Genomic DNA, 25444 nt, shown 5'->3' on the forward strand with positions numbered 1-25444 from the left:
GGAAAAAGGGATAAGCATGATCAGTTACGACACCATTACCGACCGCAAACTGCGCTTTGCCCTGGTGGGCTGCGGCCGCATTGCGGCCAACCATTTTGGCGCCATCGAACAACACGCCGACCGTTGCGAGCTGGTCGACGTGTGCGATACCGACCCGGCTGCGCTGGCTGCCGCCGTGGCACGCACCGGCGCCATCGGTCACGCTACACTGGCCAGCTTGCTGGCCAGTAGTCAGGCGGATGTGGTGATCCTCACCACCCCGTCCGGCCTGCACCCGCAGCAAGCCATCGACTGCTTTGCTGCCGGCTTCCACGTGATGACCGAAAAACCGATGGCCACCCGCTGGCAAGACGGCGTGGCGATGGTGAAAGCTGCCGACCAGGCCGGCAAGCGCCTGTTCGTGGTGAAGCAGAACCGCCGCAACGCCACGCTGCAGCTGCTGAAGCGCGCAGTGCAGGAAAAACGCTTCGGCCGCATCTACATGGTCAACGTCAACGTGTTCTGGACCCGTCCGCAAGACTATTACGATCAGGCCGACTGGCGCGGTACCTGGGAATACGATGGCGGTGCCTTCATGAACCAGGCCAGCCATTACGTAGACCTGCTGGAATGGATCGTCGGCCCGGTGGAAAGCCTGCAGGCCTACACCGGCACGCTGGCGCGTGATATCGAGGCGGAAGACACCGGCGTGGTGAGCCTGAAATGGCGCAGCGGCGCCATGGGCAGCATGAACGTCACCATGCTGACCTACCCGAAAAACCTGGAAGGCAGTATCACCATCCTGGGCGAGAAGGGCAGCGTGCGCGTAGGCGGCCTGGCGGTGAATGAAATCCAGCACTGGGATTTTGCCGAACCGCATGCGATGGACGACGAGATCAAGAACGCCAGCTACAGCACCACCAGCGTGTACGGCTTTGGCCACCCGCTGTACTACGACAACGTGATCCGCGTGATGCGCGGCGAAGCCGAGCCGGAAACCGACGGCCGCGAAGGCCTGAAGTCGCTGGAGCTGCTGGTAGGCATCTACCGCTCCGCCCGCGACGGCCAGCGCGTGAACCTGCCGCTGGAGTACTGAGTCTCCTTTTGTCATGGCCGGGTGGATGCTCCGCTCGGCCATGCACCGCTGAAAAGGTTTTCTGAATGAGCTACACCGTTCACCCTACCGCCATCATCGATGACGGTGCGCAAATCGGCGCCGACACCCGCGTGTGGCACTGGGTACATATCTGCAGCCAGGCGCGTATCGGCGCGCGCTGCTCTTTTGGCCAGAACGTGTTTGTCGGCAACGATGTCATCATCGGCGACAACGTGAAGGTGCAGAACAACGTGTCTATTTACGACGCGGTGACGCTGGAAGACGACGTGTTCTGCGGCCCGTCCATGGTGTTCACCAACGTGAACAACCCGCGCAGCCACGTCAGCCGCAAAAACGAATACCGCCGTACCATCGTGAAGCATGGTGCCACCATCGGCGCCAACGCTACCGTGGTGTGCGGCCACACCATCGGCGAATACGCTTTCATCGGTGCGGGTGCCGTGGTCACCAAGGACGTGAAGCCCTACGCGCTGATGGTAGGCACGCCGGCCAAGCGCATTGGCTGGATGTGCCAGTGTGGCGAACGCCTGCCGGACAGCATCGACCAGCACGCCTGCGAGGCTTGCGGCCAACGTTACGATATCGGCGGCAACCACTGCACGCCGGTTTGATCATCAAGTTTTGGCCACGAAACTCACCAAAGACACCAACAAAACACCGCTAGCTAGGCTTCCGCGCCTGGCAGAAGCTGATCTTGGACAGCGCGTTGTTCGTGCCTTTGGTGTGGTTCGTGGCCGATAAGGTTTAAAGCACATGTCCATCCAGTTCATCGACCTGAAAGCGCAGTACCAGCACCTGAAAGCCGACATCGACGCCCGCATCCACGCGGTGCTGGATCACGGCCAGTACATCATGGGGCCCGAGGTAAAAGAACTCGAGGCGCAGTTGGCCGCCTACACCGGTGCCAAGCACGCCATCGGCGTGTGCGACGGCACCAAAGCGCTGCTGATCGCGCTGATGGCGCTGGGCGTGAAGGCCGGCGACGAGGTGATTACCACCCCGTTCACCTTCATCGCTACCGGCGAGATGATCGCGCTGTTGGGCGCCACGCCGGTGTTTGTCGATATCGACCCGGTCAGCTACAACCTGGACCCGGCCAAGCTGGAAGCGGCGATCACTCCGAAAACCCGCGCCATCATGCCGGTGAGCCTGTACGGCCAGTGCGCCGACTTCACCGCCATCAACGCTATTGCCGCCAGGCACGGCCTGCCGGTGATCGAGGACGGCGCGCAGAGCTTTGGCGCCAGCCAGCACGGCCAGCGCTCCGGCAACCTGTGCACCATCGGCACCACCAGCTTCTTCCCCAGCAAGCCGCTGGGCTGCTACGGCGACGGCGGTGCGGTGTTCACCAACGACGACAAGCTGGCCAAAAAAATGCGCGAGATCCGCGTGCACGGCCAGGACCGCCGCTACCACCACCCGATCATCGGCCTGAACGGTCGCCTCGACACCATCCAGGCCGCCGTGCTGCTGGCCAAGCTGCCCAGCTTCCCGGACGAAGTAGCCGCCCGCGACCGCATCGGCGCCCGCTACACCGCGCTGCTGCAAGACGTGGCGCGCGTGCCGGTAATCGTGGACGGCAACAGCCACGTGTACGCGCAGTACACCATCGAAGTGGATAACCGCGAAGCGGTGCAGCAAGCGCTGCAGGCGCTGGGCGTGCCCACTGCAGTGCATTACCCGATTCCGCTGCACCTGCAGCCAGCCTTTGCCCACCTGGGCCAGGGCGAGGGCAGCTTCCCGGTAGCCGAAGCCGCCGGCCGCCGTGTGATGAGCCTGCCGATGCACCCGTTCCTGGACGAGGCGACGCAAGACGCTATCGTGGCAGCGGTGAAGAAAGCGTTGGCCTAAGTCATGCCGTTCGTCCCGCCGCGCGTGCTGCAGCTGTACCGGCGTATTGCCGCAGGTGGCTTTGTGCGCAACGTTGCTACCCTGGTAGGCGGGGCGGCGGTGGCGCAGTTTCTGCCGGTACTGTTTACCCCGCTGTTGACACGGCTGTACTCGCCGACTGACTTTGGGGTACTGACGCACTTTGTGGCGTGGCTATCCAACCTGGTAGTGATCGCGACCTGGCGCTACGACATGGCCATCGTACTGCCCAAAGAGGACGACGACGCCATCCGCCTGCTGATGCTGGCACTGGGCTTCAATACCTTGCTGCTGGCGGTGCTCAGCGTGCCGCTGTGGCTGGAAAACGGCTGGTTGTCCGGCCATCTGGCCGCGCCAGAGCTGGCACCGTGGCTGCCCCTGCTGCCGCTGGGGGTTTGGTTGGCCGCCAATAACCAGATCTGGACCAACTGGAATAACCGCCAGCGTCGTTACAACCTGAACGCCCAAGGGCGGGTAGGGCAGTCGCTGGCGATGAGCCTGGTGCAGCTGGGCGGCGGTTTTGCCAAGTTAGGCACGCTGGGGCTGATCGTCGGCCAGCTGGCCGGACAGGGCAGCTCCTGGCTGCTGCAAAGCCGGCCTGACTTGCGCCTGCTGCCGGCCTGGTTACAGCGGGCTCGCGATGGTGGTGTACGTCGGCTGATGGTGCTGTACCGCGAGTTCCCGCTGGTCAATACCCCGCACGCTTTTGTGGTGGCCTTGCAGGACTCGCTGATGGTACAGCTGCTGACGGTGATCGCCAGCGCCGAGGTGATGGGGCATTACGGCCTGGTACTGCGTGTGCTCAAATTGCCGGCGGCGCTGTTGGGGCAGGCAGTTTCGCAGGTGCTGTACCGCGATCTGGCCGAGGCGCACAGCCAGCGGCAGCCACTACGGCCATTGCTGGCCAAGGCCCAGCTGGTACTGGGCGCGGTATCGTTATTGCCGTTTGCCGTGCTGATGGTCTGGGGCGAGCCGCTATTTGCGCTGGCCTTTGGCGAAGCTTGGCGTGACGCGGGTGTGATTGCCGGCTTGCTGGTGCCGTCTTTCTTTTTCATGTTTATTGCCACGCCTTGCTTCATGGTGCCGATGGTGCTGTCGCGTCAGCGTACGTCGTTCCTGTTTGCCCTGCTGGGGATTGCGGCCAACCTGGGTACGCTGGGGGTGGTGTACTGGCTGGATCACGACGCCCATATGGTGTTCCGTTTGCAGGCCTGGGTGATGTCGGTTTATTACGTGATTTACATGATGTGGATTTATCGTCTGTGCCGCCAGCAGGAGGCCAGCCATGCTTGAGCGACTCTGGCTCTGGCTGCATGCCTGCTGTTTGCGTTTGCGGGGGGCACGGCTTGCGGAAGGTGCACGCGTTAATGCCGGCACCCGTTTCAGCCACGTACGCGGCATTCGTCTGGGAGCGCACGCCCGTCTGTACTGGGGCGGCGATGTGCTGCTGGGGCCGCGTGGCCGGTTTGATGTTGGCCACCACAGTCACCTGGCACCCTACCATTACTGCCTGGTGGCTGATAACCGGCTGAGCATTGGCGACCACGTCGCCATCGGCCCGCGCTGCCAGTTTTTCTGTCACAGCAACGGCATTCCGGCCGACGCGCCGGCCACGCCGTTTACCGCCTGCCACATCGATGGCGATATCCGCATCGGCAACAACGTACTGATTGGCGCCGGCTGTATCGTGTTGCCTGGCACCGTGATCGGCGACAACGTGGTGGTGGGTGCCGGCAGCGTGGTGAAGGGCGTGCTGGACAGTGGCTGGGTATACGCCGGAACCCCGGCGCGCAAGGTAAAACCACTATGCTGACCGGCAACTCGCTCACCCTCACCCAGCTGTTTACCGCACTGCCGGCCATGCTGCTGGGGCGTCGCCGCCATCGCGCCGCGTTGCGCCTGGCACTGGCCAGCCTGTTCGGCGTGGCGGTCGAGCGCATCCGCCTGTTCGACAGCGGTCGCGCCGCCTTTGCCGCCTTGCTGAAACTGCACGACGTGCAGGCCGGCGACGACGTGCTGGTGCCGGCCTTTACCTGCGTGGTGGTGCCCAACCAGGTGCCGCCCAGCGGCGCGCGCGTGCGTTTTGTCGATATCGCCGCCGGCGGGCTGAATCTGGACTGGCTGGCGCTGGACGCCGCTATCCGCCCGGCCACCCGCGTGGTGGTGGTGCCGCACAATTTCGGCGTGGCATGCGAGGTACCCACCTGGCTGCGCGAGAAACACCGCCAGGTGCGCTTTGTTGACGACGCCGCCCACGGCTTTGCCTCGCAGCTGGACGGCCAGTGGTTGGGCACCTACCACGACGGCGCGTTTTTCAGTTTTGAATACAGCAAGAACCTCACTGGCGGTATTGGCGGCTTGGCGATTTTACCGGCTGGCGCCAGCCTGCCGGATGCCGACTTGCCCGAGCTGCGCTGTGCCGACGAGTGGCGCTTGCTGGCCACCTTGCTGTCGCACCTGTTGGCCGCACGTTGGCCGCTGGCCGGGCGCATCAGCATGGCGTTGGCACGCCGCGTGGGGCTGGTGTACCGCTCCGGCGACGATGAAGTACTGTTCGGCGAGCCGCACCCGGCGCGCGCCATGCCGCTGTTGTCCAGCGTGCTGGTGCGCCGCCAGCTGGCCAGCCTGCCCGCCGTGCTGGCGCACAAGCAGGCGCTGGTGGCGCGTTACCGCAACGCGCTGGCCACGCTGCCGGCCTTGCGGCAGTGGCCGGCGGACAACAGTACGCACTGGGTGCGTTACCCGTTTGCGCTGCCGCGCCCTGTCGCCGACAAGGCCGCGCTGGCGCGCCGTCTGAGTGCGGCCAGCGGGCTGAATATCGGCGTCTGGTTCGACGACGTCATCCACCCTGCCGGCAGCTTCCGCCATGGTTACCGCGCCGGCCAGGCACCGCACGGCGAGGCGCTGGCCGCTACCGTGCTGAACCTGCCGGTCAACATTGCCATCGGTGTGGACGCCGCGCTGGAGCGCAAGCTGGCGCGGCTGATGGCGGCATTGCAGGCGGAGCTGGACGCATGAGTACCGCTGCCATTTTTTTAGCCACGAAAGCACACGAAAAGCACGACAATCCTGCTCTTGCAGTGGGCGTATCAGGCCGCTGGCGCGTGGGCTACGGCCGGCTTCCGTGTGGTCGGTGTGTTTCCGTGGAGAATAATCGGGTTAAACCATGAAGCTTCTTCTGATCGGCTCCGCCTCGGTGCACACCCACCGCTACCTGGCCGGTATCGCCCCGCACGTGGCCGAGGTGCACCTGGCCAGCAACGGCCCGCTGCCGCCGCGCTACCACGCGGCCAACCTTGGGCGAGTGCTGCAGGTGGATTTCAGCCTGAAGGCGCTGGGTACCGCTAGCCGCCTGGCGCGGCTGATAGACGAGATCAAACCCGACATCGTGCACGTGCACCAGGCCAATAGCGTGGCCTGGCACGCGCGCCGCGCGCTGGCTGGCCGCAAGCTGCCGTGGGTGCTCACCACCTGGGGCTCGGACGTGCTGCTGCTGCCGCAACAGAACGCCCTGATGAAAAAAATGGTGGCGGCCAACCTGGCCGCTGCCAGTGCCGTCACCAGCGATTCGCTGCACATGGCCGCCGTGTGCCGCCAGCTGGCCGCTGTGGCGCGTATGGACGTGCTGAATTTCGGCATGGACGCGCTGCCGCCGCCGCCGGACATCGCCGCCAAGCCGCTGTCGGTACTGTCGTGCCGGCTGCACAAGCCGCTGTACCGCATCGACGCCATTCTCCGCGCCTGGGCCGAGGTAGAAGCCGACGCCACGCTGGCCGGCTGGCAGCTCACCGTGGCCGCCAGTGGCGACGAAACCGCCAACTTGCAGGCGCTGGCGCAGCAACTGGGGCTGCAGCGGGTGGTGTTTACCGGCTTTGTGGCGCCCGAGGTACTGGCGCAGCACTACCGCGACGCGCGCGTGTTTGTCAGCGTGCCGATGAGCGATGCCACCAGTATCAGCCTGCTGGAGGCCATGGGCCACGGCTGCCTGCCCGTGCTGTCCAACCTGCCGGCCAACCTGGAGTGGGTACTGGACGGCGTTAACGGCGCCATCGTGGAAGACCTGGGCCGGTTGGGCAACGCGCTGAAGACGCAGCTGCGGCAAGCGGGGGATAATGCGCGTCTGGCCAGCGCTGCGGCGCTGAACCGCCAGCTGGTACAGACCAAAGGGCTGTACCGCGAGAACATGCAGCGCTTTGCACAGATTTACCGGGAGTTGTGCTGAGTTTTTTTGGCCACGAAACCCACAAAAGGGCACGAAAAGATAAAGGCACTGTTGCCACGGAATACACCGAAGGCACGGAAAAACCATCGCCCAAGCAAGGTTGGCCGCAGTGGTGTCAGTGTGCTTCCGTGCTTTCCGTTTTGTCCGTGGCTAAGATAGGTTTGTGTTTTTTCGTGGCCAAAAGCTCCCCGGCCAAGCAACGAGTCGTTACCCGTACACAGGTTTGAACAGATGAAAATTGCCCATCTCACCAGCGCCCATCCGCGCCACGATATCCGCATCTTCGTGAAAGAGTGCGCCACACTGGCCGAAGCCGGTCACGAGGTGCACCTGATCGTGGCCGACGGCAACGGCGACGAGATCAACCGCGGCGTGCGCCTGCACGACGTGGGGCCGAAAAGCGGCGGCCGGCTGTCGCGCATGACCGGCACCGTGAAGCGTGTGTACGAAAAAGCCCTGCAGCTGATGCCGGACGTGGCGCACTTTCACGACCCGGAGCTGATTCCCGCCGCGCTGCGCCTGCAGCAGGCCGGCATCAAGGTGGTGTACGACGTGCACGAGGACGTGCCGCGGCAGGTATTGGCCAAACACTGGATTCCCGGCATGGCGCGGCCGCTGGTGTCGCGCGGGGTGGAAACGCTGGAAGACTACGCCGCACGCCGTTTCGACGCCATCGTGGCCGCCACGCCGGTGATCCGCCGCCGCTTCGAAGAGGCCGGCGCCCGCCGCGTGGTGGACGTGTGCAACTACCCCATCCTGGCCGAGCTGGTGCGCGACACGCCGTGGGCCAGCCGCCGCAACGAGGTGTGCTACCTGGGCGGCATCAGCCGCACCCGTGGCATCGAGCCCATCATCGCCGCGCTGCCGGACACCGATACCCGCCTCAACCTGGCTGGTCTGTGGAGTGAGCCGGACCTGAAAGCCGCGTTGCAGCGCGAAGCCGGCTGGAGCCGCGTCAACGACCTGGGCGTGCTGGACCGCGCCGGCGTGGCCGACGTGCTGGCCGCCAGCAAGGTCGGCCTGGTGACGCTGCTGCCCACGCCCAGCTACGTGGAGTCGCTGCCGATCAAGCTGTTCGAGTATATGGCGGCCGGCATGCCGGTGATTGCCAGTGATTTCCCGCTGTGGCGCGAGATTATCGAGGATGCCGACTGCGGCCTGCTGGTGGACCCGCAAGACCCGCGCGCCATCGCCGACGCCATCGCCCAGCTGCTGGGCGACGACGAACGCGCCCGCCTGATGGGCCTGTCCGGCAAGCAAGCGGTGCTGGCCAAATACAGCTGGGCTGCCGAAGGCGCCAAGCTGGTGGATTTGTACCGGGGGTTGGCCGCATGAAGCGTTCGATGCCGATGACCCTGCTGCGCGTGGCGCTGCCGTTGTGGCTGCTGTTCTGTCTGGTGCAATGGCTGTGGTACGGCGCACCGCTTACCGCCGCCACGCTGGGCGGCCACGCCGCGCTAGCGCTGGCTTACACGCTGTGGCACTGGCGCAATGGCGCCTGGTTTGCGCGGCTGGCGGCCAACGATTACGCCGGCTGGCAGCGTGTGGCGCAAGGCGGCCAGATGCGCTTTCTGATGGCTTACGGCCTGTCCAGCCGCGGCATGATGCTGGCCTGCCTGGTGGTGGGCATGCAGTGGGTGGCCAGTGGCGCTATCCCCAGCACCGAACGCCTGCTGACCCACGGCATGCTGTGGGCGCCGCTGGGCATTGTGCTGGCGTATTTCGACTGGCTGCGCATGGAACAAGCCAGCAGCCAGGTCTCCTGAATGTGTCGGGCAGCGCGGCTGCCCGGAAACCGACTATGAAAATCCTCTACATCAACCATTACGCCGGCAGCCCGCTGCATGGCATGGAATTCCGCCCCTACTACCTGGCCCGCGAATGGGTGAAAGCCGGCCACGAAGTGCATATCGTGGCGGCCGACTACTCGCACCTGCGCCAGCGCAACCCGGAGTTAACGGCCAAGTACGCCGACCAGGACATCGACGGCATCCGCTACACCTGGTGCAAGACGCCGCGTTACGAGGGCAACGGTACCAAGCGCGTCATCAATATCTTCCGCTTTCTGGGCCGTGTGCTGGGTCTGTCCGGCCGCTACCTGCGCGACTGGAAACCGGACGTGGTGATTGCTTCGTCCACCTACCCGCTGGATACCATCCCGGCGGCGTTTATCGCCGGCAAAACCGGCGCCAGACTGGTGTACGAGGTGCACGATCTGTGGCCGCTGACGCCGGTAGAGGTGGGCGGCATGAGCCCCAAGCACCCGTTTATCCGCCTGCTGCAGTGGGCCGAGGACTTTGGCTACAAGAAAGCCGACACCGTGGTGTCCATGCTGCCGTGCGCCCGCGACTACATGATGGCGCACGGCATGGCGCCGGAAAAATACGTGGTCATCCCCAATGGTGTAGACGTAGCCGAGTGGCAGGGCCAGCCCGAGCCGCTGCCGGCCGAGCACCGCATGCGCCTGGCCGAGCTGAAGGCGCAGAAGCGCTTTATCCTGGGTTACGCTGGCGGCCACGGCCTGGCCAACGCGCTGGACTACCTGCTACAGGCGGCCAGCCTGATCCGGCAAGACCCGGCGCTGGCCGACAAGCTGCAGGTGGTGCTGGTAGGCGACGGCCCCGACAAGGCCGAGCTGGTGGCGCAGGCGCAGGCGTTGGGCCTGGATAACGTCAGCTTTTTGCCGGCCATTGCCAAGCGCGCGGTGCCGGCCTTCCTGGCCGAGTGCGACGCGCTGTACATCGGCTGGCGCAAGCTGCCGATCTACCGCTTCGGCATCAACCCCAACAAGCTGTTCGATTACATGATGGCCGCGCGCCCGGTGCTGCACTCGGTAGAGGCGGGCAACGACATGGTGGCCGAGTCCGGCTGCGGCGTCAGCGTGGCAGTGGAAGACCCGGCCGCCATTGCCGACGGCATCCGCCGCCTGCTGGCCACCACGCCGAACGAGCGCGGCCGCATGGGCGCCGCCGGCAAGCAGTTTGTGCTGGCCAAGCACGATTACGCGGTGCTGGCGCGCCGCTTCCTGCAGGGCTTGCGCTAAGGCGCTGGCCAGCAACACCACAGGGCCTGACACGATGAGCGAACCCTACTGGAACCCGATGGTGCCGGAACTGACCGTGCGCGACATGGCGCAATCGCTGCCGTTTTATCTGGCTGCCGGTTTTGGCGTGCGCTTTCGTCGCAGTGCGCCCGATTTTGTCTACCTGGAGCAGGGCCAGGTGCAGCTGATGCTGGAAGCCTGGCACCCGCAAGGCTGGCATACCGGCGAGCTGCAGCTGCCGTTTGGGCGCGGTATCAACCTGCAGATCGAAGTAGACGACGTAACCGCGTTGGCCGCACGGCTGCAGGCAGCTGGCTACGCCTGCTTCCGCCCGGTGCAGGAAAGCTGGTACGCGGTGTCCGGGCACGAGGAAGAAGGCCAGCTGGAAGGCCTGTGGCAAGACCCGGATGGTTACCTGCTGCGTTTTGTCGAAATCCTGGGCAGCCGCCCGCGATCACCGGAGGCCGCATGAGCCAGCAGCCGCACATCCGCTTTGATTTTGCCGACGGCCTGCGCGGCCTGGCCATGCTGGCCGTGGTGTTGTTCCACTACACGCAGACGTTCTGGCAGCGCCGCGACCGCATTGCCGAGGTGATGAGCGTGCCGCCGCTGCCGGGCTACGACGGCGCGTCGTTCGTGCTGCCGTTCAACCTGGGCGCGGTGGGGGTGGGGCTGTTTTTGCTGATTTCCGGCCTGCTGATTCCGCTGTCGCTGACGCGCATGGGCACGTTGCGCTTTGCCGTGTCGCGCTTCTTCCGCATCTACCCCACTTACTGGGCCGGGCTGGCGGTGACGGTGGCCGCGCTATGGTTGGCCGCACAGCTGCCTGGCGGCGTGTGGAGCGTGAGCGCGCGCGACGTGCTGGGCCACGTCAGCATCGCGCTGATCGACTGGATAGGCGGCCGCAATATCGACCCGGTGATGTGGACGCTGAAGGTGGAGCTGTGGTTTTACGCCATGCTGGGCGGCGCGTTTGCCATCACCGGCCGCCGCATCAAGTGGGCGATCTGGCTGCTGCTGCCGCTGCTGGTGTGGCTGTGTCGCTTTGCGCCGGTAAACGGTTTTCAGACCATTGTCTGTTACTTCCCGCTGATGTTTGCCGGCAGCTGGGTGTACTTCTACCAGACCGGCCACGCCGGCCGCGTGGAAACCGGGCTGCACTTTATCGGCATGCTGGCGCTGTACGTGTGGCTCACCGGCTGGGGCGACCCTGGCCTGTACGCCAGTTACGGCATCGGCGTGGCGCTGTTTGTGGCGGGGGCGTTGCGGCCGCAGCTGGTAGCGGCGACGCTGCTGACGCGGGTGGCCAGCGTCAGTTACGCCTGGTACGTGTGTCATGCCACGGTCGGTTACGCCATCCTGTTTACGCTGGCACAATACGGCACCCCGTGGTGGGCGATGGTGGCCATCGCGCTGGCAGTAACGTGGGGCATCGCGCAGGCCATCCATCACTGGGTGGAGCTGCCCACGCAGAAGCTGGGCAAGATGTTGTCGGATAAGTTGAAGTGAGTCGTAGCCCGGATAAGCCGTAGGCGCATCCGGGTAACGAGGGGCGCGGCCAACGGGATGGGTGGCCTGATGGGTAGGTTGGGTTGAGTGAAATGAAGCCCAACGTTTACCGCGTTGATGAACCGCTGCGCGGTGCTGCTTACATGCCGCTGTCGAGCGGCAGCGAGGTTCTTTCTTTTGCGTCGCCAAAAGAAAGAACCCAAAGAAAAGGCGACCCGGGGCTGCTCGAAACCCCGGCTGGCAACGCAGCGCCAGGGCGCCGCCGAACTCGCCCTTCGCTAACGGCTCAGGGCTCAGACAAATCGGCGTCTTAAAACCCTGGTGCTACGCCGCCAACCGGCTCGCGCCAACGGGATGGGCGGCGTCGGTCAGGTTTGGTGATGTGAGATAAGTTGGATCAGTGGAACGCATCTGGGGGACAAGGTAAGTGGTATATGTTGGGCTTCGCTAGTGCAGCTCAACCTACAGGCTACGGGCTAAAACCGGTGATAAAGGTTATATATGGCAACCTTCTTTCATGGCGAACATGAAATTTCAATTCCGTTTTTCTCGGATATTGATTTGAAGAAATATTTTGATCAGGGTGCTCTGATTATTGATTTTGTTGGTGAGGTTGTTGTCCTCGCGGCTGATCCTCGAGTCGATGCAAGACTGGCTAAAGTGAAAAATACATTGCTAGTTGATGGCCACTCTTTTGCCGCAAATCATAGAGTTCTAATCGAAGTTTCAGAGTATTGTTTGAATTCGTTTGTTTTGCCTGAGTTGCAAGAGTGGTCTTGGAAAGTAACGGCAGTTATGTATGACAAACCGGCCGATAAATTTTCCAAATCAATGTGCAGAACATTATTTTATGAATCAGAAAAAGGCAAGATTAGCCTTGATAGGGCTGTCGGACTCATTGCGGAATTCGTGAGGCTTACTCATGAAGCTGATTTGACTCCTGAGCATAAGTATAAATTTGATAGATTTTATGCGCATGATGTTTTGTTGAAAGGCGTGCCGAATAAACTAAGTAAAGATTTGTATAAGGATTGTGCGAGAAGTTTAGGTTTTCTACCTTACTCTGATGCTAAAGTAAGTGAATTTGCTAGAAATTTCCATAAATTTCCATATTCTTGTGATTATTTGCCAGCGGAGAAGATAGCTGAGATAACAGTGCATCTGCGGCGGGCTGAAACTATTTTATCAAGCAAGGCGAGTTTGTATAACAAGCCTCGTAACCCAATGGATATAATCAAGGCTACTGGGGCTGAGTGTTACTTTTGTGGGGTGAAAGGTGTTTTCGGGTATCCTCCTTTTACTTCGTTCATGTCACAAGTTTGGCAGTCACAGGTATGTGATGATTGTCTCAGTAAGAAGATCTAAAAAATGTTTGAGCAGAAATTCCTCCCCTTCGCCCTGCCGGATATCGGCGAGGACGAGATCAATGAAGTGGTCGACGCACTGCGTTCCGGCTGGGTGACCACCGGCCCGAAAACCCGCCAGTTCGAGGCGGATTTTGCTGCCTACATTGGCGGCGGGGTGGAGGCCATCGCGGTGAATTCCGCCACCGCCGGCCTGCACCTGGCGCTGGAAGCGGTGGGGGTGAAAGAGGGCGACGAGGTGATCGTGCCCAGCTACACCTTTACCGCCACCGCCGAGGTGGTGCGCTACCTGGGCGCGCACCCGGTGTGTGTGGACGTGGACGCTGCCACCTTCAACATCCGTCCGGACGCCATCCGCGCCGCCATCACCGACAAGACCCGCGCCATCATTCCGGTGCACTTTGCCGGCCTGGCCTGCGATATGGACGCCATCATCGCCATCGCGCGTGAGCACGGGCTGAAGGTGGTGGAAGACGCCGCCCACGCCATGCCCACCTACTACAAGGGCACGCTGGTGGGGGCGCTGGATTCCGACGTGACGGTGTTCAGCTTCTACGCCAACAAGACCATGACCACCGGCGAAGGCGGCATGGTGGTATCGCGCCACGCCGACATCATCGCCCGCTGCAAGGTAATGCGCCTGCACGGCATCAGCCGCGACGCTTTCGACCGCTATACCTCCAAGACCCCGGCCTGGTACTACGAAGTGGTGGCCCCGGGCTACAAGTACAATATGCCGGATACCGCCGCGGCGATGGGCATCCACCAGCTGAAGAAGATCGACGCTTTCCTGCAAAAGCGCGAGGCGATGGCCGCGCGCTACGACGCCGAGCTGGCCGGCTTGCCGCTGACCCTGCCCGCGCACCCGGCCGACGCCGGCAGCAACCACGCCTGGCACCTGTACCCGGTGCGCCTGCAGCCGCAGGCCGGCATCAGCCGCGATGATTTCATCGTGAAAATGGCCGAACTGGGCATTGGCTGCTCGGTGCATTTCATTCCGCTGCACCGCCAGCCGGTATGGCGCGACACCTACGGCCTGACGCGCGAGCAGTTCCCGGTGGCCGACGCGGCGTTTGAAGCCGAAGTGACGCTGCCGCTGTACACCCGCATGAGCGACGACGACCAGACCCGCGTCATCGCCGCCGTGCGTCAGCTGCTGGGGCAGTGATGCGCGATCCGCAACAAGACCGCCAAAGCGCCGCCAGCGGCCCGGGCGCCATGTCTCCAGACACGCTGCGGCCAACGTTGGCCGCACGCCCCGGCTCGGCGCTGGCCAAGCGCCTGTTCGACCTGGTGGCGGTGCTGGCCGGCCTGTGGCTGATCTGGCCGCTGCTGTTGGCCATCGCGCTGTGGGTAAAGCTGGATTCGCCCGGCCCGGTGTTCTTCCGCCAGGTGCGGGTAGGGCGCGGCGGCCAGCTGTTCCGCATCCACAAGTTCCGCACCATGAAGATCGGTGCCGAAGCCGCCGGCCAGCTGACGGTGGGTGCCGACCAGCGCGTCACGCGCGCCGGCCACCTGCTGCGCAAGACCAAGCTGGACGAGCTGCCGCAGCTGCTGGACGTGCTGTACGGCGACATGAGCCTGGTGGGCCCGCGCCCCGAGGTGCCCAAATACGTGGCGCACTACCCGGATAGCGTGAAGGACATCGTGCTGTCGGTACGCCCCGGCATTACCGACTGGGCGTCGATCCGCATGATCGACGAGAACGAAATACTGGGCAAAGCCGCCGACCCGGAACGCGCCTATATCGAGCAGGTACTGCCGGAAAAGCTGGGCTACTACGTGCGCTACGCACAAAGCCACACACTGGCCGGCGACGTGCAGATTATCGTTGCTACCTTGCTGAAGATTGTTACCCGCTGACAGGACAACAAGCATGAGCCGACCGGAACAGACTTACCGCGGCAGCTGCCACTGCGGCGCCGTGCAGTTCGAGATCACCACCGACTTTCCCGAACTGACCATGTGCGACTGCTCGCTGTGTCGCAAGAAAAACGCGCTGATGGTGAAGGTGCACGAGAGCCGTTTCACTTTGCTGGCCGGTGCCGAGCAGCTGGCCGAGTACCAGTTTCATACCCATACCGCCCGCCATTTCTTTTGCAAGGTGTGCGGCATTTACCCGTTCCACCGCAAGCGCGTGACGCCGGATAACTTCGGTATCAACGTGTTTTGCCTGGATGATTTCGACCCGGCCGGCATTCCGGTGCGCCAGGCCGTTGGCGCGGCCATGCCTTGAGCCGGCGCGCTGCTGAGACAAAAGGTTTACATGCTGGAAAAACTGCTTTCCTTCTCGCGCCACCACAAGATGGCGCTGCTGATGCTGCTGGATGCGCTGCTGCTGCCGCTGGCGATGTGGAGCGCAGTGCTGCTGCGCCTGGGCGGCAACTGGGACCCGAAGCTGGACCCGTATCTGTGGATTTTCGCCGTGCCGCCGCTGTGGGTGTTGCCCATCTTCATCAAGCTGGGCCTGTACCGTGCGGTGCTGAAGTTTCTGGACGACCGCATCGTCTACACCGTGTTTGTCGGCGTGTCGCTGTCGGTGCTGGTGCTGATGGCGGTGATCCTGATGGCGGGTATTGGCGCCTTTCCGCGCACCTCCATCATCATCTTCTGGGTGTTCGCCATGGCCTACATCGGCGGCAGCCGCTTCCTGCTGCGCGGGGTGGTGCGCCGTATCGACGCGCTGGACGCGCCGCGCCGGCCGGTGCTGATCTACGGTGCCGGCCGCGCCGGCCTGCAGCTGATGGCCGGCCTGCTGGAAGGGCGCGAGTACCGCCCGATGGCGTTTGTGGACGATAACCCGCAGCTGTGGCGCCGCACCTTCCGCGGCCTGGCGGTGCACGGCCCGCACGAGCTGCCGCAGCTGCTGCAGGACACCGAGGCCGAGCTGATCCTGCTGGCCATCCCGTCGGCCAGCCGTGGCCGCCACCGCGAGATACTGGAAAAACTGGAACCGCTGCACGTGCCGATCAAGCGCCTGCCGGGCATGGCAGACCTGGTATCCGGCGAGGTGCGCGTCACCGAGCTGCGAGAGGTGGGCATCGACGACCTGTTGGGCCGCGACCCGGTACCGCCGCAGCCCGAGCTGCTGGCGGCCAACATCGCCGGCAAGGTGGTGATGGTCACCGGCGCGGGCGGGTCGATTGGCTCCGAGCTGTGCCGCCAGATCGTGCGGCAGAAGCCGGCGCGCATCGTGCTGTTCGAGGCCAGCGAGTACGCGCTGTACGCCATCGACCAGGAGCTGGCCAAGCTGGCGCCGGCGGTGCCGCGGGTACCGTTCCTGGGCAGCGTTACCGACTACCCGCGCCTGCTGGCGGTACTGCAGGGCATGCGCGTGGACACCGTCTACCACGCTGCCGCCTACAAGCACGTGCCGATGGTGGAACACAACCCGGTGGCCGGTATCGTCAACAACGCCTTTGGCACCGACACCTGCGCCCGCGCCGCCGAAGACGCCGGCGTGGCCACTTTTGTGCTGATCTCTACCGACAAGGCCGTGCGGCCAACCAATGTGATGGGCGCCACCAAACGCCTGGCCGAGCTCGCGCTGCAGGCGCGCCACGCGGCCGGCAGCCGCACCCGCTTCGTGATGGTGCGTTTTGGCAATGTGCTGGGCAGTTCCGGCTCGGTGGTGCCGCTGTTCAAGCAGCAGATCGCCAGCGGCGGCCCAGTGACGCTGACGCACCCGGAGATTACCCGCTACTTCATGACCATTCCCGAGGCGGCGCAGTTGGTGATCCAGGCTGGCGCGATGGGGCAGGGCGGCGACGTGTTCGTGCTGGACATGGGCGAGCCGGTACGCATCATCGACCTGGCGCGGCGCATGATTCATCTGTCCGGCTTGCAGGTGCGCGACGAGCGCAACCCGCAAGGCGACGTGGAGATTCGCTGCACCGGCCTGCGCCCGGGTGAAAAGCTGTACGAAGAGCTGCTGATCGGCGACAACGTGCTGCCTACCGACCACCCGCGCATCCTGCGTGCGCAGGAATACCACCTGGCACCGGCCGAGCTGGCACAGCATATGGCGGCCTTGCGTGCGGCGTGCGATGCGCTGGACGCGGCACAGGCCTTTGCGCTGATGCAGGGCGTGGTGCACGAGTTCAAAGCGGCCGAGGCCACCGTGGACTGGCTGGTACAGGCGCGGCGCTAGTACGTACCGACAGCGCTTTGCTGCATCAACGCACAAGGCCCGCCGGCAATGCCGGCGGGCCTTGTGCTTGCCTAGTTGGCCGCATTGCCTGCGGCCAACCGTCTTACCCTGCTTTCTGGCTCACTTGCTGCAGGATGGTGCTGCTGGTGGCGTAGTCCTTGTTCAGGTAAATCTTGGCAAACGAGTGCCCCAGCAGGTCGCTGATCGGGTGGAAACCGATGCTGGCGTTGGCCGGCAGCACGTTTTTCACCACGCGCAGGCCGTTGATCACCTGGTCCCAGCTGGAGGTGACGTAGCTCGATTGCGGCAGCACGTATTGCGCCGGCGTGGCCACGCCCACCGTCACCACCTTGCCCAGCGCTTTTTCCGGGCCGCCTACCAGCAGGTTCTGCCCCACGTTGGCGTACAGATTACCCTGCGAGTGCGCTACCAGCACCACCTTGCGGCCCTCGCCCAGATAACGGCGGTACATGCCCACGTGTTGCGGCAGCTCGGTCATTTGTTGCTCGCCGGCAAAGCTGTTCACGTAGCTGTCTACCATCGCCTGGCTCATCCAGCCCGGCTGCGCGGCGCCGCCGTCCACGTAGCGCCAGAAGTCGCGCGCGCTTTGTGTTTCCTGGTTTTTCTGGCGGAACACCTGCTGCAGGTCGGCAAAGAAGCCGTTGGTGGCGTTGTAGGCGTTGCCATAAACGTAGCCCTTGTCCAGCTTGCGTGCCTGCAGGCTGCTTTTCAGCAGCTGCAGGCTGGCGACGGCGTCGTCAAACGTGTTCTGGATGCCGTTGACGTAGACCACGGCCGCCGGCGCGGCGTGGGCGCTGCCGGCGATGGCCAGCAGCAGGGTGGCGGCGAGTGTGCTAGTGCGTGTGTGCATGGGTGTCTCCCGAAGTGCGTTGCTTAGGGTTGTGTTACCGGTGCCGTACGGCAGGCTTCGGCGCCGGGGTCGGCAAAGTACTGGCCGGCGGCCAGCCCTTGAAAGCGGATATAGGCGTCGCTGTCGGCCGGGCGGCTCAGCATTTCGGCACGCGCGGCGATGATCTGGTCGTAGGCCCATTGCTGGTCCTGGCCGCTGCTTTCCAGCGTGGCCGGGTCCATGACGCAGGCAATGGCGCGGGCGATGCGTACACCGGCGCGGTGGGCACTAGCCTGGTCGTGCACCTCGTGTATGGCTTGCGCCCAGCCTGCGGCCAACTGCTGCATGGCTTGGTGTAGCAGCGGGTTGCTGCCGTAGCGCGCGGCCAGCCATGTCTGCATCTCGTCCGGCACGGCGTTGGCCGGGCGTGTTGCTGCTACCGGCATGGCCGGTATGGCGGGCAGGGGCAGGGCTGCCGCGGTGGCTGCCGCAGCTGCCGGGCTGGCCTGCGGCGCAGGGGCGGTATCGGGCGTAGCCGGCCATAACAGCCACGCCAGCAATACGCTGGCGCACAGGGTAATCAGGTAAGGCATGGGCGGTTCCGGGTGGGGGCTGGGGACACTATGCCGCGGTTTTATGTCGATAATTAAACGTTTGTTAGCCATTATCGAAATGTGCATTTGCAGCATGTCGACATATTGCAACAAAGGCGCAATACCGCGCCTGGCCTGGCTTTGCGTGGTGCTCAGCACGGGCGATGCATAGCGATTTTACGATTGGTATGCACAGCTATCTTGCAATACACAGTAGTGCGCTGCTAGGATAAAACCATCATCAGCGGCGCAGTGCCGGCTGGTTCCTTGTATTGCAAGGTAGTGAGGAGACGACGATGAGATCACCCATAACAGGCCATGCGCGGGCGGCTACGCCATACACCCAATCGCAGCAAGCCAGCCGCAGCCTGTGCGCTGGCGGCAAGCCGGCTGGGCGCCACGCAGCGCGCCGGGCTGGGGAAGGACGCGCTGCATGAAGACGCAATTACGCAAAGGCACGCTGGAGATGTGCGTGCTGGCGGTGCTGGCCCGGCACGATAGCTATGTGTACGAGATCGTCAGCACGCTGGCGCAAAGCATGGACATCAGCGAAGGCACCATCTACCCGCTGATGCGGCGGCTGCAGGGCGACGACTGGGTCAGCACCTATCTGGTGGAGTCGGCCAGCGGGCCGGCGCGCAAGTACTACCGGCTGACGCCGGCCGGTGGCGAGGCGCTGGCCGCCATGCGCCGGGAATGGGGCAGCTTCGTTGCCGAGATCAATGCCGTGCTGGGGCAGCCCCGGCCAGAAGGAGACACACCATGAACCGTGAACAGTATCTGCAAAGGTTGGCCGCCGCACTGGGCAAACTCGGCCCGGCCGAACGCGACGAGATCCTGGCCGACTACCGCGCCTATTTTGACGACGCCGCCGCCGATGGCCGCAGCGAGGCCGAGGTGTGCGCCGCGCTGGGCGAGCCGGAACGCCTGGCGCGCGAGCTCACCGCCGAGCGCAAGCTGGCCGACTGGGAGGCCGACAAAAGCCCGGCCAATATGAAGCAGGCGCTGGGTGCGCTGGCCGGCCTGGGCGTGCTGAACGTGCTGCTGGCTTTTCCCTACCTGTTCTTGCTGACCTGGCTGGCTAGCCTGTGGCTGGGGGCGGTCGGCATGCTGGTAGCCGGTTTGCTGATTACCGGCGGCTGGGCCAGCCATAGCGTGTTCGGCTGGCCGTCGCTGGACAATATCGTGGTGAACGACAGCGGCGTCGGCCCGTGGCTCATCGCTGCCGGCCCGCGCGATGGCCAGCCGCCACACATACGCATTGAAAGCGATCATGGTGAAACGGTGCGCATCGAACCGGACCCCGCCAGCGGCAAGCTGGTGATAGAAGCGCGCGACGGCGACGAGCACTTCCGCCTGGAGCGCGACGCCAGTGGCCAGTTGTCGCAGCTGCGTATCGGTGACGGTGTCGACAGCATCGAGCTGAGCGGCTTGCCCAAAGCGTCCTCTGGCAGCGTACTGGTACTGGGGCTGGTGCTGACCCTGCTGGGGCTGATCGGCAGCATACTGGGCTGGAAAGTGTTGCGCTGGGTGTGGCACGGCACCGGCCGCTGGCTACGCTGGCAGCAGCGCCTGGTAGCGGGCGAGGCGGCAGTACGGTAGGCTGCGGCCAACCTTTGACACCGGAGCAGGCATGGAAACCCGCTGGCTGGAAGACTTTCTGGTATTGGCCGAAACCGGCAGCTTCACCCGCTCGGCCGAGCTGCGCCATCTGACGCAGCCGGCGTTTTCCCGCCGCATCAAGGCGCTGGAAAACTGGTTGGGCGCCGACCTGATCGACCGCACCACCTGGCCGACGCGGCTCACGCCGGCCGGCGAGCTGCTGCAGGAAAAAGCGCGCCTGCTGGTAGGCGAGCTGTCCAGCACGCGCAGCCTGCTGCGCGGCTTGCAGCAGGCCGACGCGGCCACGCTCACGCTGGCGGTGCCGCATACGCTGTCGTTCGGCTTCGTGCCGCGCTGGCTGGCGGACGAGCAGGCCACGTTGGGCGAGGTAGCCTGGCGCCTGCTGGCGCATAACGTGCACGACGCGGTGATTGCGCTGACCGAGGGCAACGCCGACCTGTTGCTGTGCTACCACCACCCGCGCCACCCGGTAGAGCTGCCGGACAGCCGCTACCAGGGCTTGTGTCTGGGCAGCGAAACGCTGCAGCCGTTCAGCCGTGCCGAGCGCGGCCAACCCTTGTGGCAGCTGCCCGGCAGCGACGGCGCGCCGCTGCCGTTTCTGGCCTACGGCCCCAATGCCTACTTTCGCCGCATGGTGGAGCTGATCATCGAACGCGCGCCGCAGCCCTGCCTGCTGCAGCAGCGCTTCGAAACCGACATGGCCGAAGGCCTGAAGGCCATGGTGCTGGAAGGCCACGGCGTGGCGTTTTTGCCGCAGAGCGCGGTGCAGCGCGAGCTGGCCGCCGGGCAGCTGGCCGCCGCCGGCGGCGAGGCGTGGTCGCTGCAAATGGAAATCCGCGTATACCGCGATGCGCGGCGCGAGCTGCCGCAGCTGGATGCGCTGTGGCAAGGGTTGGCCGCACGCTACCCGGCGGTGTGAGCGTGGGGTGAGCGGGCTATCCGGGCGTTAGCCAGGCGGGTACCCCTGCGTATGTTCGCGTTCGCCAGCAGTTTGCCAGCCTGGTGAACCCGGCACGCTACACACAATCCACGTGGCGAATGTCTTTGCCTGTGTTCAACCGGTGTCTTTTTGGCTCAATATCCTGGCACGTTGGCCGCAAAAAGCCGCTATTTGCCAGATCATGCAAATCTTGCATGATCCTATCGCCATTCGGAATTGGCCGCCGCCATGGCGCTGCCGCTACAGTGCACGCACTCCACAAAAAGCAAAAGACAACACCTATGACCACCCGCCTGGAACACGATCTGCTGGGGGACCGCGAGGTCCCGGCACACGCCTACTGGGGCGTGCACACCCTGCGTGCTATCGAAAACTTCCCTATCACCGGCCAGACCATCGCCAGCTACGGCGACCTGATCCGTGCATTGGCGGTGATCAAACAGGCTGCCGCGCTGGCTAACCACCAGCTGGGCATTCTGGCCGATCACCACAAGGAAGCCATCGTGCTGGCCTGCGAGGAAATCCGCGCCGGCAAGCTGCACGACCAGTTTGTGGTAGACGTGATCCAGGGCGGTGCTGGCACCTCCACCAATATGAACGCCAACGAGGTGATCGCCAACCGCGCGCTGGAGCTGTTGGGCCACGCCAAGGGCGAGTACCAGCACCTGCACCCCAACGAACATGTGAACATGGGGCAGAGCACCAACGACGTGTACCCCACCGCGCTGCGCCTGGCCACCTTCTGGGGCGTACAGCGCCTGCTGGCGGCGATGGCGCGCCTGCGCGACGCCTTCGACGACAAGGCCGACGAATTTGCCGACGTGCTGAAGATGGGGCGTACCCAGCTGCAGGACGCGGTACCGATGACGCTGGGCCAGGAATTCCGCACCTACGCCGTGATGCTGGGTGAAGACGAACAACGCCTGTACGAAGCCAGCGCGCTGATGCTGGAAATCAACCTGGGTGCCACCGCCATCGGCACCGGCATTACCGCGCACCCGGACTACACCCCGCTGGTATGCCAGAAGCTGTCGGCGCTCACTGGCCTGGCGCTGGAAACCGCGCCCAACCTGATCGAAGCCACCCAGGACTGCGGCGCCTTCGTGCAGCTGTCTGGTGTGCTGAAGCGCGTGGCGGTGAAGCTATCCAAGAGCTGCAACGACTTGCGCCTGCTGTCGTCCGGCCCGCGTGCCGGCCTGGGCGAAATCAACTTGCCGGCGCGCCAGGCTGGCTCGTCCATCATGCCGGGCAAGGTGAACCCGGTGATTCCGGAAGTGGTGACCCAGGTGGCTTACGAGGTGATCGGCAACGACATGACCGTCACTATGGCGGCGGAAGCCGGCCAACTGCAGCTGAACGCCTTCGAGCCGGTGATTGCCTACAGCCTGTTCCGCAGCGTGAGCCACCTGGCCGCCGCCTGCGACACGCTGCGCGACAACTGCGTGGTAGGCATTACCGCCAACCGCGACTACCTGCTGGACACCGTGCACCGCTCGGTAGGCCTGGTCACCGCGCTGAACCCCTATATCGGCTACGCCGCCGCCACCGAGGTGGCCACCGAAGCCCACCAGAGCGGCGGCAGCGTGTACGACATCGTGCTGCGCCGTGGCCTGCTGACCCGCGAGCAGCTGGACACCGTGCTGCAGCCGGCAGCCCTGACCAGCCCGTGCTGGCTCACGCTGTAAAGATTCCCTCTCTCTTGAATGTGATGTGAAGTTTGGCCGCCCTACCGCAAGGTATGGCGGCATTTTTTTTGCCTGCACATCGCCCGATCTGGGCGGGTACGATTGCGCAATTTGTCATGCGAACTTGCATGTTTATTGCGCTGCATGCGCAGTAGCTGCCACAAGCTTGCCTGCGCTGGCGCAGCCTGCCGCTTTGGCTGGCCTGCCTGTGTCGTGGTGCGGGATTTGCCTGATTACAGCGCGGCCGCTTTCTGCTTTAATGCCAGCCCTGCGCGGCAGGCTTGACCCTGCAGCCGGATAAAAACAAGCGCTACGGTGCTGATGTACTGCCCGGCAATGACCGGAGCGGACACTACAAAGGATTAATTTCACAAAGCAATACAGGGAAATACCGTGAAACTTAATCGATTGACCAAGATGATCCTGGCCGCCATGGTGCTGGGTATCATTGCCGGCTACGGCTGGCGTGAAGTGGCTGGTAGCGAAGAGGCGATCAAATCGTTTGCCGACCAGCTATCCATTCTGACCGACATCTTCCTGCGCCTGATCAAGATGATCATTGCGCCGCTGGTGTTCTCCACCCTGGTGGTGGGTATTGCCCGCATGGGTGATTCGGCTACCGTTGGCCGCATCGGTGCCAAAGCCATGGGCTGGTTTGTGACTGCCTCGCTGGTATCGCTGGTGCTGGGCCTGATCATGGTGAACCTGCTGAAGCCGGGCGTGGGCCTGAGCCTGCCGCTGCCGGAGGTGACCGCCAGCTCGGGTATCGAGAAAGGCGCGCTGACGCTGAAAGACTTCATCAGCCACCTGATTCCGAAGAGCGTGTTTGACGCATTGGCCAAGAACGAGATCCTGGCCATCGTGGTGTTCTCGCTGTTCTTCGGTACCGCAGCCTCGGCTATCGGCGACAAGGCCAAAGGCCTGATCGACGCTATCGACGCCGTGGCGCACATCATGCTGAAAGTCACCGGCTACGTGATGAACTTTGCCCCCTTTGCCGTGTTTGCCGCGATTGCCGGCATGGTGGCCAAGGAAGGCCTGGGCATTCTGTCTACCTACGGCAGCTTCATGGCGCAGTTCTACCTGTCGCTGGGCCTGCTGTGGCTGGCACTGCTGGGCATGGGGTCGCTGTTCCTGAAGCGCCGCGTACTGGAGCTGCTGCGCGCCATTCGCGAGCCGGCACTGCTGGCGTTTTCTACCGCCAGCTCGGAAGCCGCCTACCCGAAAACCCTGGACCGCCTGAAGCGTTTTGGTTGTAGCGACCGCATCGCCAGCTTTGTGCTGCCGATGGGCTACTCGTTCAACCTGGACGGCTCGATGATGTACTGCACCTTTGCCACCATCTTCATCGCCCAGGCCTATGGTATCGACCTGAGCCTGTCGCAGGAAATCACCATGCTGCTGATCCTGATGGTGACCTCCAAAGGCATGGCCGGTGTGCCGCGTGCTTCGCTGGTGGTGATTGCCGCCACGCTGGCGCAGTTCAATATTCCGGAAGCCGGCCTGCTGCTGCTGCTGGGTGTGGACCACTTCCTGGATATGGGCCGCTCCGCGACTAACGTACTGGGCAACGCCATTGCCGCCTGCGTGGTCGCCAAGAGCGAAAAAGAGCTGGGCGCTGCCCAGCCGGTGCTGGACGAAGACGACGACATCGACCCGCAGCCGCGCCGCGAGCCCGAGCTGGAACCGGCATTTGCCAAACGGGGCTAATGCCCTGACACTGTCGGCTGGACAACGATGGACGCATCATGAAAAGCGATGAACGCTATCTGACCCAGCCGCAGCTGGCAGAACTGGCCAGCCAGGTACAACAGTATCTGGAGGGTGAGCACGAGGTAGAGCTGGGTGGTTTTGACGCCCAGGCGCTGGTGTTGCTGGTGGCCGACCGTATTGGCCCGGCCATCTATAACAAGGCGCTGGCCGATGCACGCAGTGCGCTGGATACGCGCATGGAGTCGCTACAGTCTGCCTTGTGGGAGCTGGAGCGCAGCTAGCGCGCTGGTACTGCCTGTGCTTGGTATAAAAGGTTGGCCGCATGCCATACGGTGTGCGGCCAACCTTTTTTCATGTGGGCATGCCAAGAAAAAAGCCTGCCAGGTGGCAGGCTTTGGCGGCGCAAGCCTGGGGCTTACCAGGCGCTATGCCATACGTCCAGCAGGCCGCTGACTTCTACGCCGGATACTTCGCTGCGGCCTTTCAGCCAGGCAGCCAGTGCAGCCTGCACTTCGGCGGTTACTTTCACGCCGTTTACCGGGAACACGATGCCATCCAGCTGGCCATCGCTAAAGTGGCCACCAAAGCTCACGCCTTGCGCGTCTACCGCTTCCAGCCAGCCATTCAGGAACGCATCGTTGGCCGCATCGTCCAGGCCTGCCAGCGCGGCGACCACGGTAAAGCCCAGCTCCTGGAACTCGCCCACGCGCAGTTTCTTGCGTTGGCGTGGCGACAGGCGTTTCAGACGGTTTGGCGAGTTCGGGTTGGTCATGGTTGGACTCCGGTT

At 63.8% G+C, this 25444-nt stretch carries 26 protein-coding genes; 23 read left to right on the forward strand and 3 right to left on the reverse strand.

All coding sequences use genetic code 11. The features are described 5' to 3' along the window. The first annotated feature begins 16 nt into the window (after positions 1 to 16). The 17 genes from LCH97_RS14395 to LCH97_RS14475 all read left to right on the forward strand — a co-directional run bounded on the left by LCH97_RS14395 (position 17) and on the right by LCH97_RS14475 (position 17253). Positions 17 to 1075 carry a Gfo/Idh/MocA family protein gene (locus LCH97_RS14395; RefSeq protein ID WP_304956716.1) on the forward strand — a complete coding sequence of 353 codons (1059 nt, stop codon included), beginning with the start codon at positions 17 to 19 and terminating at the stop codon, positions 1073 to 1075. Positions 1076 to 1140: 65 nt separating this feature from the next. Then, complete coding sequence (locus LCH97_RS14400) at positions 1141 to 1707, forward strand: acyltransferase (RefSeq protein ID WP_227302292.1); 567 nt, start codon at positions 1141 to 1143, stop codon at positions 1705 to 1707. A gap of 142 nt (positions 1708 to 1849) precedes the next feature. Further along, positions 1850 to 2947 carry a DegT/DnrJ/EryC1/StrS aminotransferase family protein gene (locus LCH97_RS14405; protein WP_227302293.1) on the forward strand — a complete coding sequence of 366 codons (1098 nt, stop codon included), beginning with the start codon at positions 1850 to 1852 and terminating at the stop codon, positions 2945 to 2947. A 3-nt stretch (positions 2948 to 2950) separates the two neighbouring features. Further along, positions 2951 to 4258: a lipopolysaccharide biosynthesis protein gene (locus LCH97_RS14410; protein ID WP_227302294.1), complete on the forward strand. Its 1308-nt coding sequence runs from the start codon at positions 2951 to 2953 to the stop codon at positions 4256 to 4258. Next, positions 4251 to 4778 (forward strand): DapH/DapD/GlmU-related protein, encoded by a 528-nt coding sequence (locus LCH97_RS14415; protein WP_227302295.1) that lies wholly within the window; start codon positions 4251 to 4253, stop codon positions 4776 to 4778. The genes LCH97_RS14410 and LCH97_RS14415 overlap by 8 nt, the downstream gene beginning before the upstream one ends. Then, positions 4772 to 5983, forward strand: a complete 1212-nt coding sequence (locus tag LCH97_RS14420; RefSeq protein ID WP_227302296.1) for a DegT/DnrJ/EryC1/StrS family aminotransferase — start codon at positions 4772 to 4774, stop codon at positions 5981 to 5983. Before LCH97_RS14415 ends, LCH97_RS14420 begins: the two co-directional genes overlap by 7 nt. 148 nt (positions 5984 to 6131) lie before the next feature. Beyond that, positions 6132 to 7187, forward strand: coding sequence for a glycosyltransferase (locus LCH97_RS14425; RefSeq protein ID WP_227302297.1), 1056 nt, complete (start codon positions 6132 to 6134; stop codon positions 7185 to 7187). A 231-nt stretch (positions 7188 to 7418) separates the two neighbouring features. Then, positions 7419 to 8522 (forward strand): glycosyltransferase family 4 protein, encoded by a 1104-nt coding sequence (locus LCH97_RS14430; protein WP_227302298.1) that lies wholly within the window; start codon positions 7419 to 7421, stop codon positions 8520 to 8522. Then, on the forward strand, positions 8519 to 8953 hold the full coding sequence (locus LCH97_RS14435; RefSeq protein WP_227302299.1) for a hypothetical protein: 435 nt from the start codon (positions 8519 to 8521) through the stop codon (positions 8951 to 8953). The genes LCH97_RS14430 and LCH97_RS14435 overlap by 4 nt, the downstream gene beginning before the upstream one ends. Positions 8954 to 8988: 35 nt before the next feature. Continuing rightward, a complete protein-coding gene (locus LCH97_RS14440; protein ID WP_227302300.1) occupies positions 8989 to 10230 on the forward strand; it encodes a glycosyltransferase family 4 protein in 1242 nt (413 codons plus the stop codon). Positions 10231 to 10264: 34 nt separating this feature from the next. Beyond that, positions 10265 to 10702, forward strand: coding sequence for a VOC family protein (locus tag LCH97_RS14445; protein WP_227302301.1), 438 nt, complete (start codon positions 10265 to 10267; stop codon positions 10700 to 10702). Continuing rightward, positions 10699 to 11739 carry an acyltransferase gene (locus tag LCH97_RS14450; protein ID WP_227302302.1) on the forward strand — a complete coding sequence of 347 codons (1041 nt, stop codon included), beginning with the start codon at positions 10699 to 10701 and terminating at the stop codon, positions 11737 to 11739. Before LCH97_RS14445 ends, LCH97_RS14450 begins: the two co-directional genes overlap by 4 nt. A gap of 501 nt (positions 11740 to 12240) precedes the next feature. Further along, the gene (locus LCH97_RS14455; protein WP_227302303.1) at positions 12241 to 13104 is read left to right on the forward strand and encodes a hypothetical protein; all 864 of its coding nucleotides are present in this window, start codon (positions 12241 to 12243) and stop codon (positions 13102 to 13104) included. 3 nt (positions 13105 to 13107) lie between these two features. Next, the gene (locus LCH97_RS14460) at positions 13108 to 14271 is read left to right on the forward strand and encodes a DegT/DnrJ/EryC1/StrS aminotransferase family protein (RefSeq protein WP_227302304.1); all 1164 of its coding nucleotides are present in this window, start codon (positions 13108 to 13110) and stop codon (positions 14269 to 14271) included. After that, positions 14271 to 14966, forward strand: coding sequence for a sugar transferase (locus LCH97_RS14465; RefSeq protein WP_304956717.1), 696 nt, complete (start codon positions 14271 to 14273; stop codon positions 14964 to 14966). The genes LCH97_RS14460 and LCH97_RS14465 overlap by 1 nt, the downstream gene beginning before the upstream one ends. A gap of 13 nt (positions 14967 to 14979) precedes the next feature. Continuing rightward, complete coding sequence (locus tag LCH97_RS14470; RefSeq protein ID WP_227302305.1) at positions 14980 to 15339, forward strand: GFA family protein; 360 nt, start codon at positions 14980 to 14982, stop codon at positions 15337 to 15339. A 30-nt stretch (positions 15340 to 15369) separates the two neighbouring features. After that, positions 15370 to 17253 carry a nucleoside-diphosphate sugar epimerase/dehydratase gene (locus tag LCH97_RS14475; RefSeq protein ID WP_227302306.1) on the forward strand — a complete coding sequence of 628 codons (1884 nt, stop codon included), beginning with the start codon at positions 15370 to 15372 and terminating at the stop codon, positions 17251 to 17253. A gap of 103 nt (positions 17254 to 17356) precedes the next feature. Here the strand turns inward: LCH97_RS14475 and LCH97_RS14480 are convergent, their stop codons facing one another. Then, positions 17357 to 18124 (reverse strand): hypothetical protein, encoded by a 768-nt coding sequence (locus tag LCH97_RS14480; RefSeq protein WP_227302307.1) that lies wholly within the window; start codon positions 18122 to 18124, stop codon positions 17357 to 17359. A 23-nt stretch (positions 18125 to 18147) separates the two neighbouring features. Continuing rightward, positions 18148 to 18696: a hypothetical protein gene (locus tag LCH97_RS14485; protein WP_227302308.1), complete on the reverse strand. Its 549-nt coding sequence runs from the start codon at positions 18694 to 18696 to the stop codon at positions 18148 to 18150. A 433-nt stretch (positions 18697 to 19129) separates the two neighbouring features. Here LCH97_RS14485 and LCH97_RS14490 point away from each other — a divergent pair, with 433 nt between their 5' ends. The 6 genes from LCH97_RS14490 (at position 19130) to LCH97_RS14515 (ending at position 24938) form a co-directional block, all read left to right on the forward strand. After that, complete coding sequence (locus LCH97_RS14490; RefSeq protein ID WP_017509415.1) at positions 19130 to 19462, forward strand: PadR family transcriptional regulator; 333 nt, start codon at positions 19130 to 19132, stop codon at positions 19460 to 19462. After that, entirely contained in the window at positions 19459 to 20298 is an 840-nt protein-coding gene (locus LCH97_RS14495; RefSeq protein WP_227302309.1) for a DUF1700 domain-containing protein, read from the forward strand. Before LCH97_RS14490 ends, LCH97_RS14495 begins: the two co-directional genes overlap by 4 nt. A 31-nt stretch (positions 20299 to 20329) precedes the next feature. After that, positions 20330 to 21238: a LysR family transcriptional regulator gene (locus LCH97_RS14500; RefSeq protein WP_227302310.1), complete on the forward strand. Its 909-nt coding sequence runs from the start codon at positions 20330 to 20332 to the stop codon at positions 21236 to 21238. 302 nt (positions 21239 to 21540) lie between these two features. Next, on the forward strand, positions 21541 to 22944 hold the full coding sequence (aspA, locus tag LCH97_RS14505) for an aspartate ammonia-lyase (protein ID WP_227302311.1): 1404 nt from the start codon (positions 21541 to 21543) through the stop codon (positions 22942 to 22944). A 393-nt stretch (positions 22945 to 23337) separates the two neighbouring features. After that, the gene (locus LCH97_RS14510) at positions 23338 to 24654 is read left to right on the forward strand and encodes a dicarboxylate/amino acid:cation symporter (protein ID WP_227302312.1); all 1317 of its coding nucleotides are present in this window, start codon (positions 23338 to 23340) and stop codon (positions 24652 to 24654) included. Between the two features lie 38 nt (positions 24655 to 24692). Beyond that, positions 24693 to 24938 (forward strand): DUF2164 domain-containing protein, encoded by a 246-nt coding sequence (locus LCH97_RS14515; protein WP_227302313.1) that lies wholly within the window; start codon positions 24693 to 24695, stop codon positions 24936 to 24938. Positions 24939 to 25072: 134 nt separating this feature from the next. Here LCH97_RS14515 and LCH97_RS14520 read toward each other — a convergent pair whose 3' ends face one another. Continuing rightward, positions 25073 to 25429 (reverse strand): 50S ribosome-binding protein YggL, encoded by a 357-nt coding sequence (locus LCH97_RS14520; RefSeq protein WP_017509409.1) that lies wholly within the window; start codon positions 25427 to 25429, stop codon positions 25073 to 25075. Positions 25430 to 25444 lie beyond the last annotated feature (15 nt).

Origin of the sequence: Vogesella sp. XCS3 (assembly GCF_020616155.1) — a bacterium.
In the GTDB taxonomy this organism is placed as follows: Bacteria; Pseudomonadota; Gammaproteobacteria; order Burkholderiales; family Chromobacteriaceae; genus Vogesella.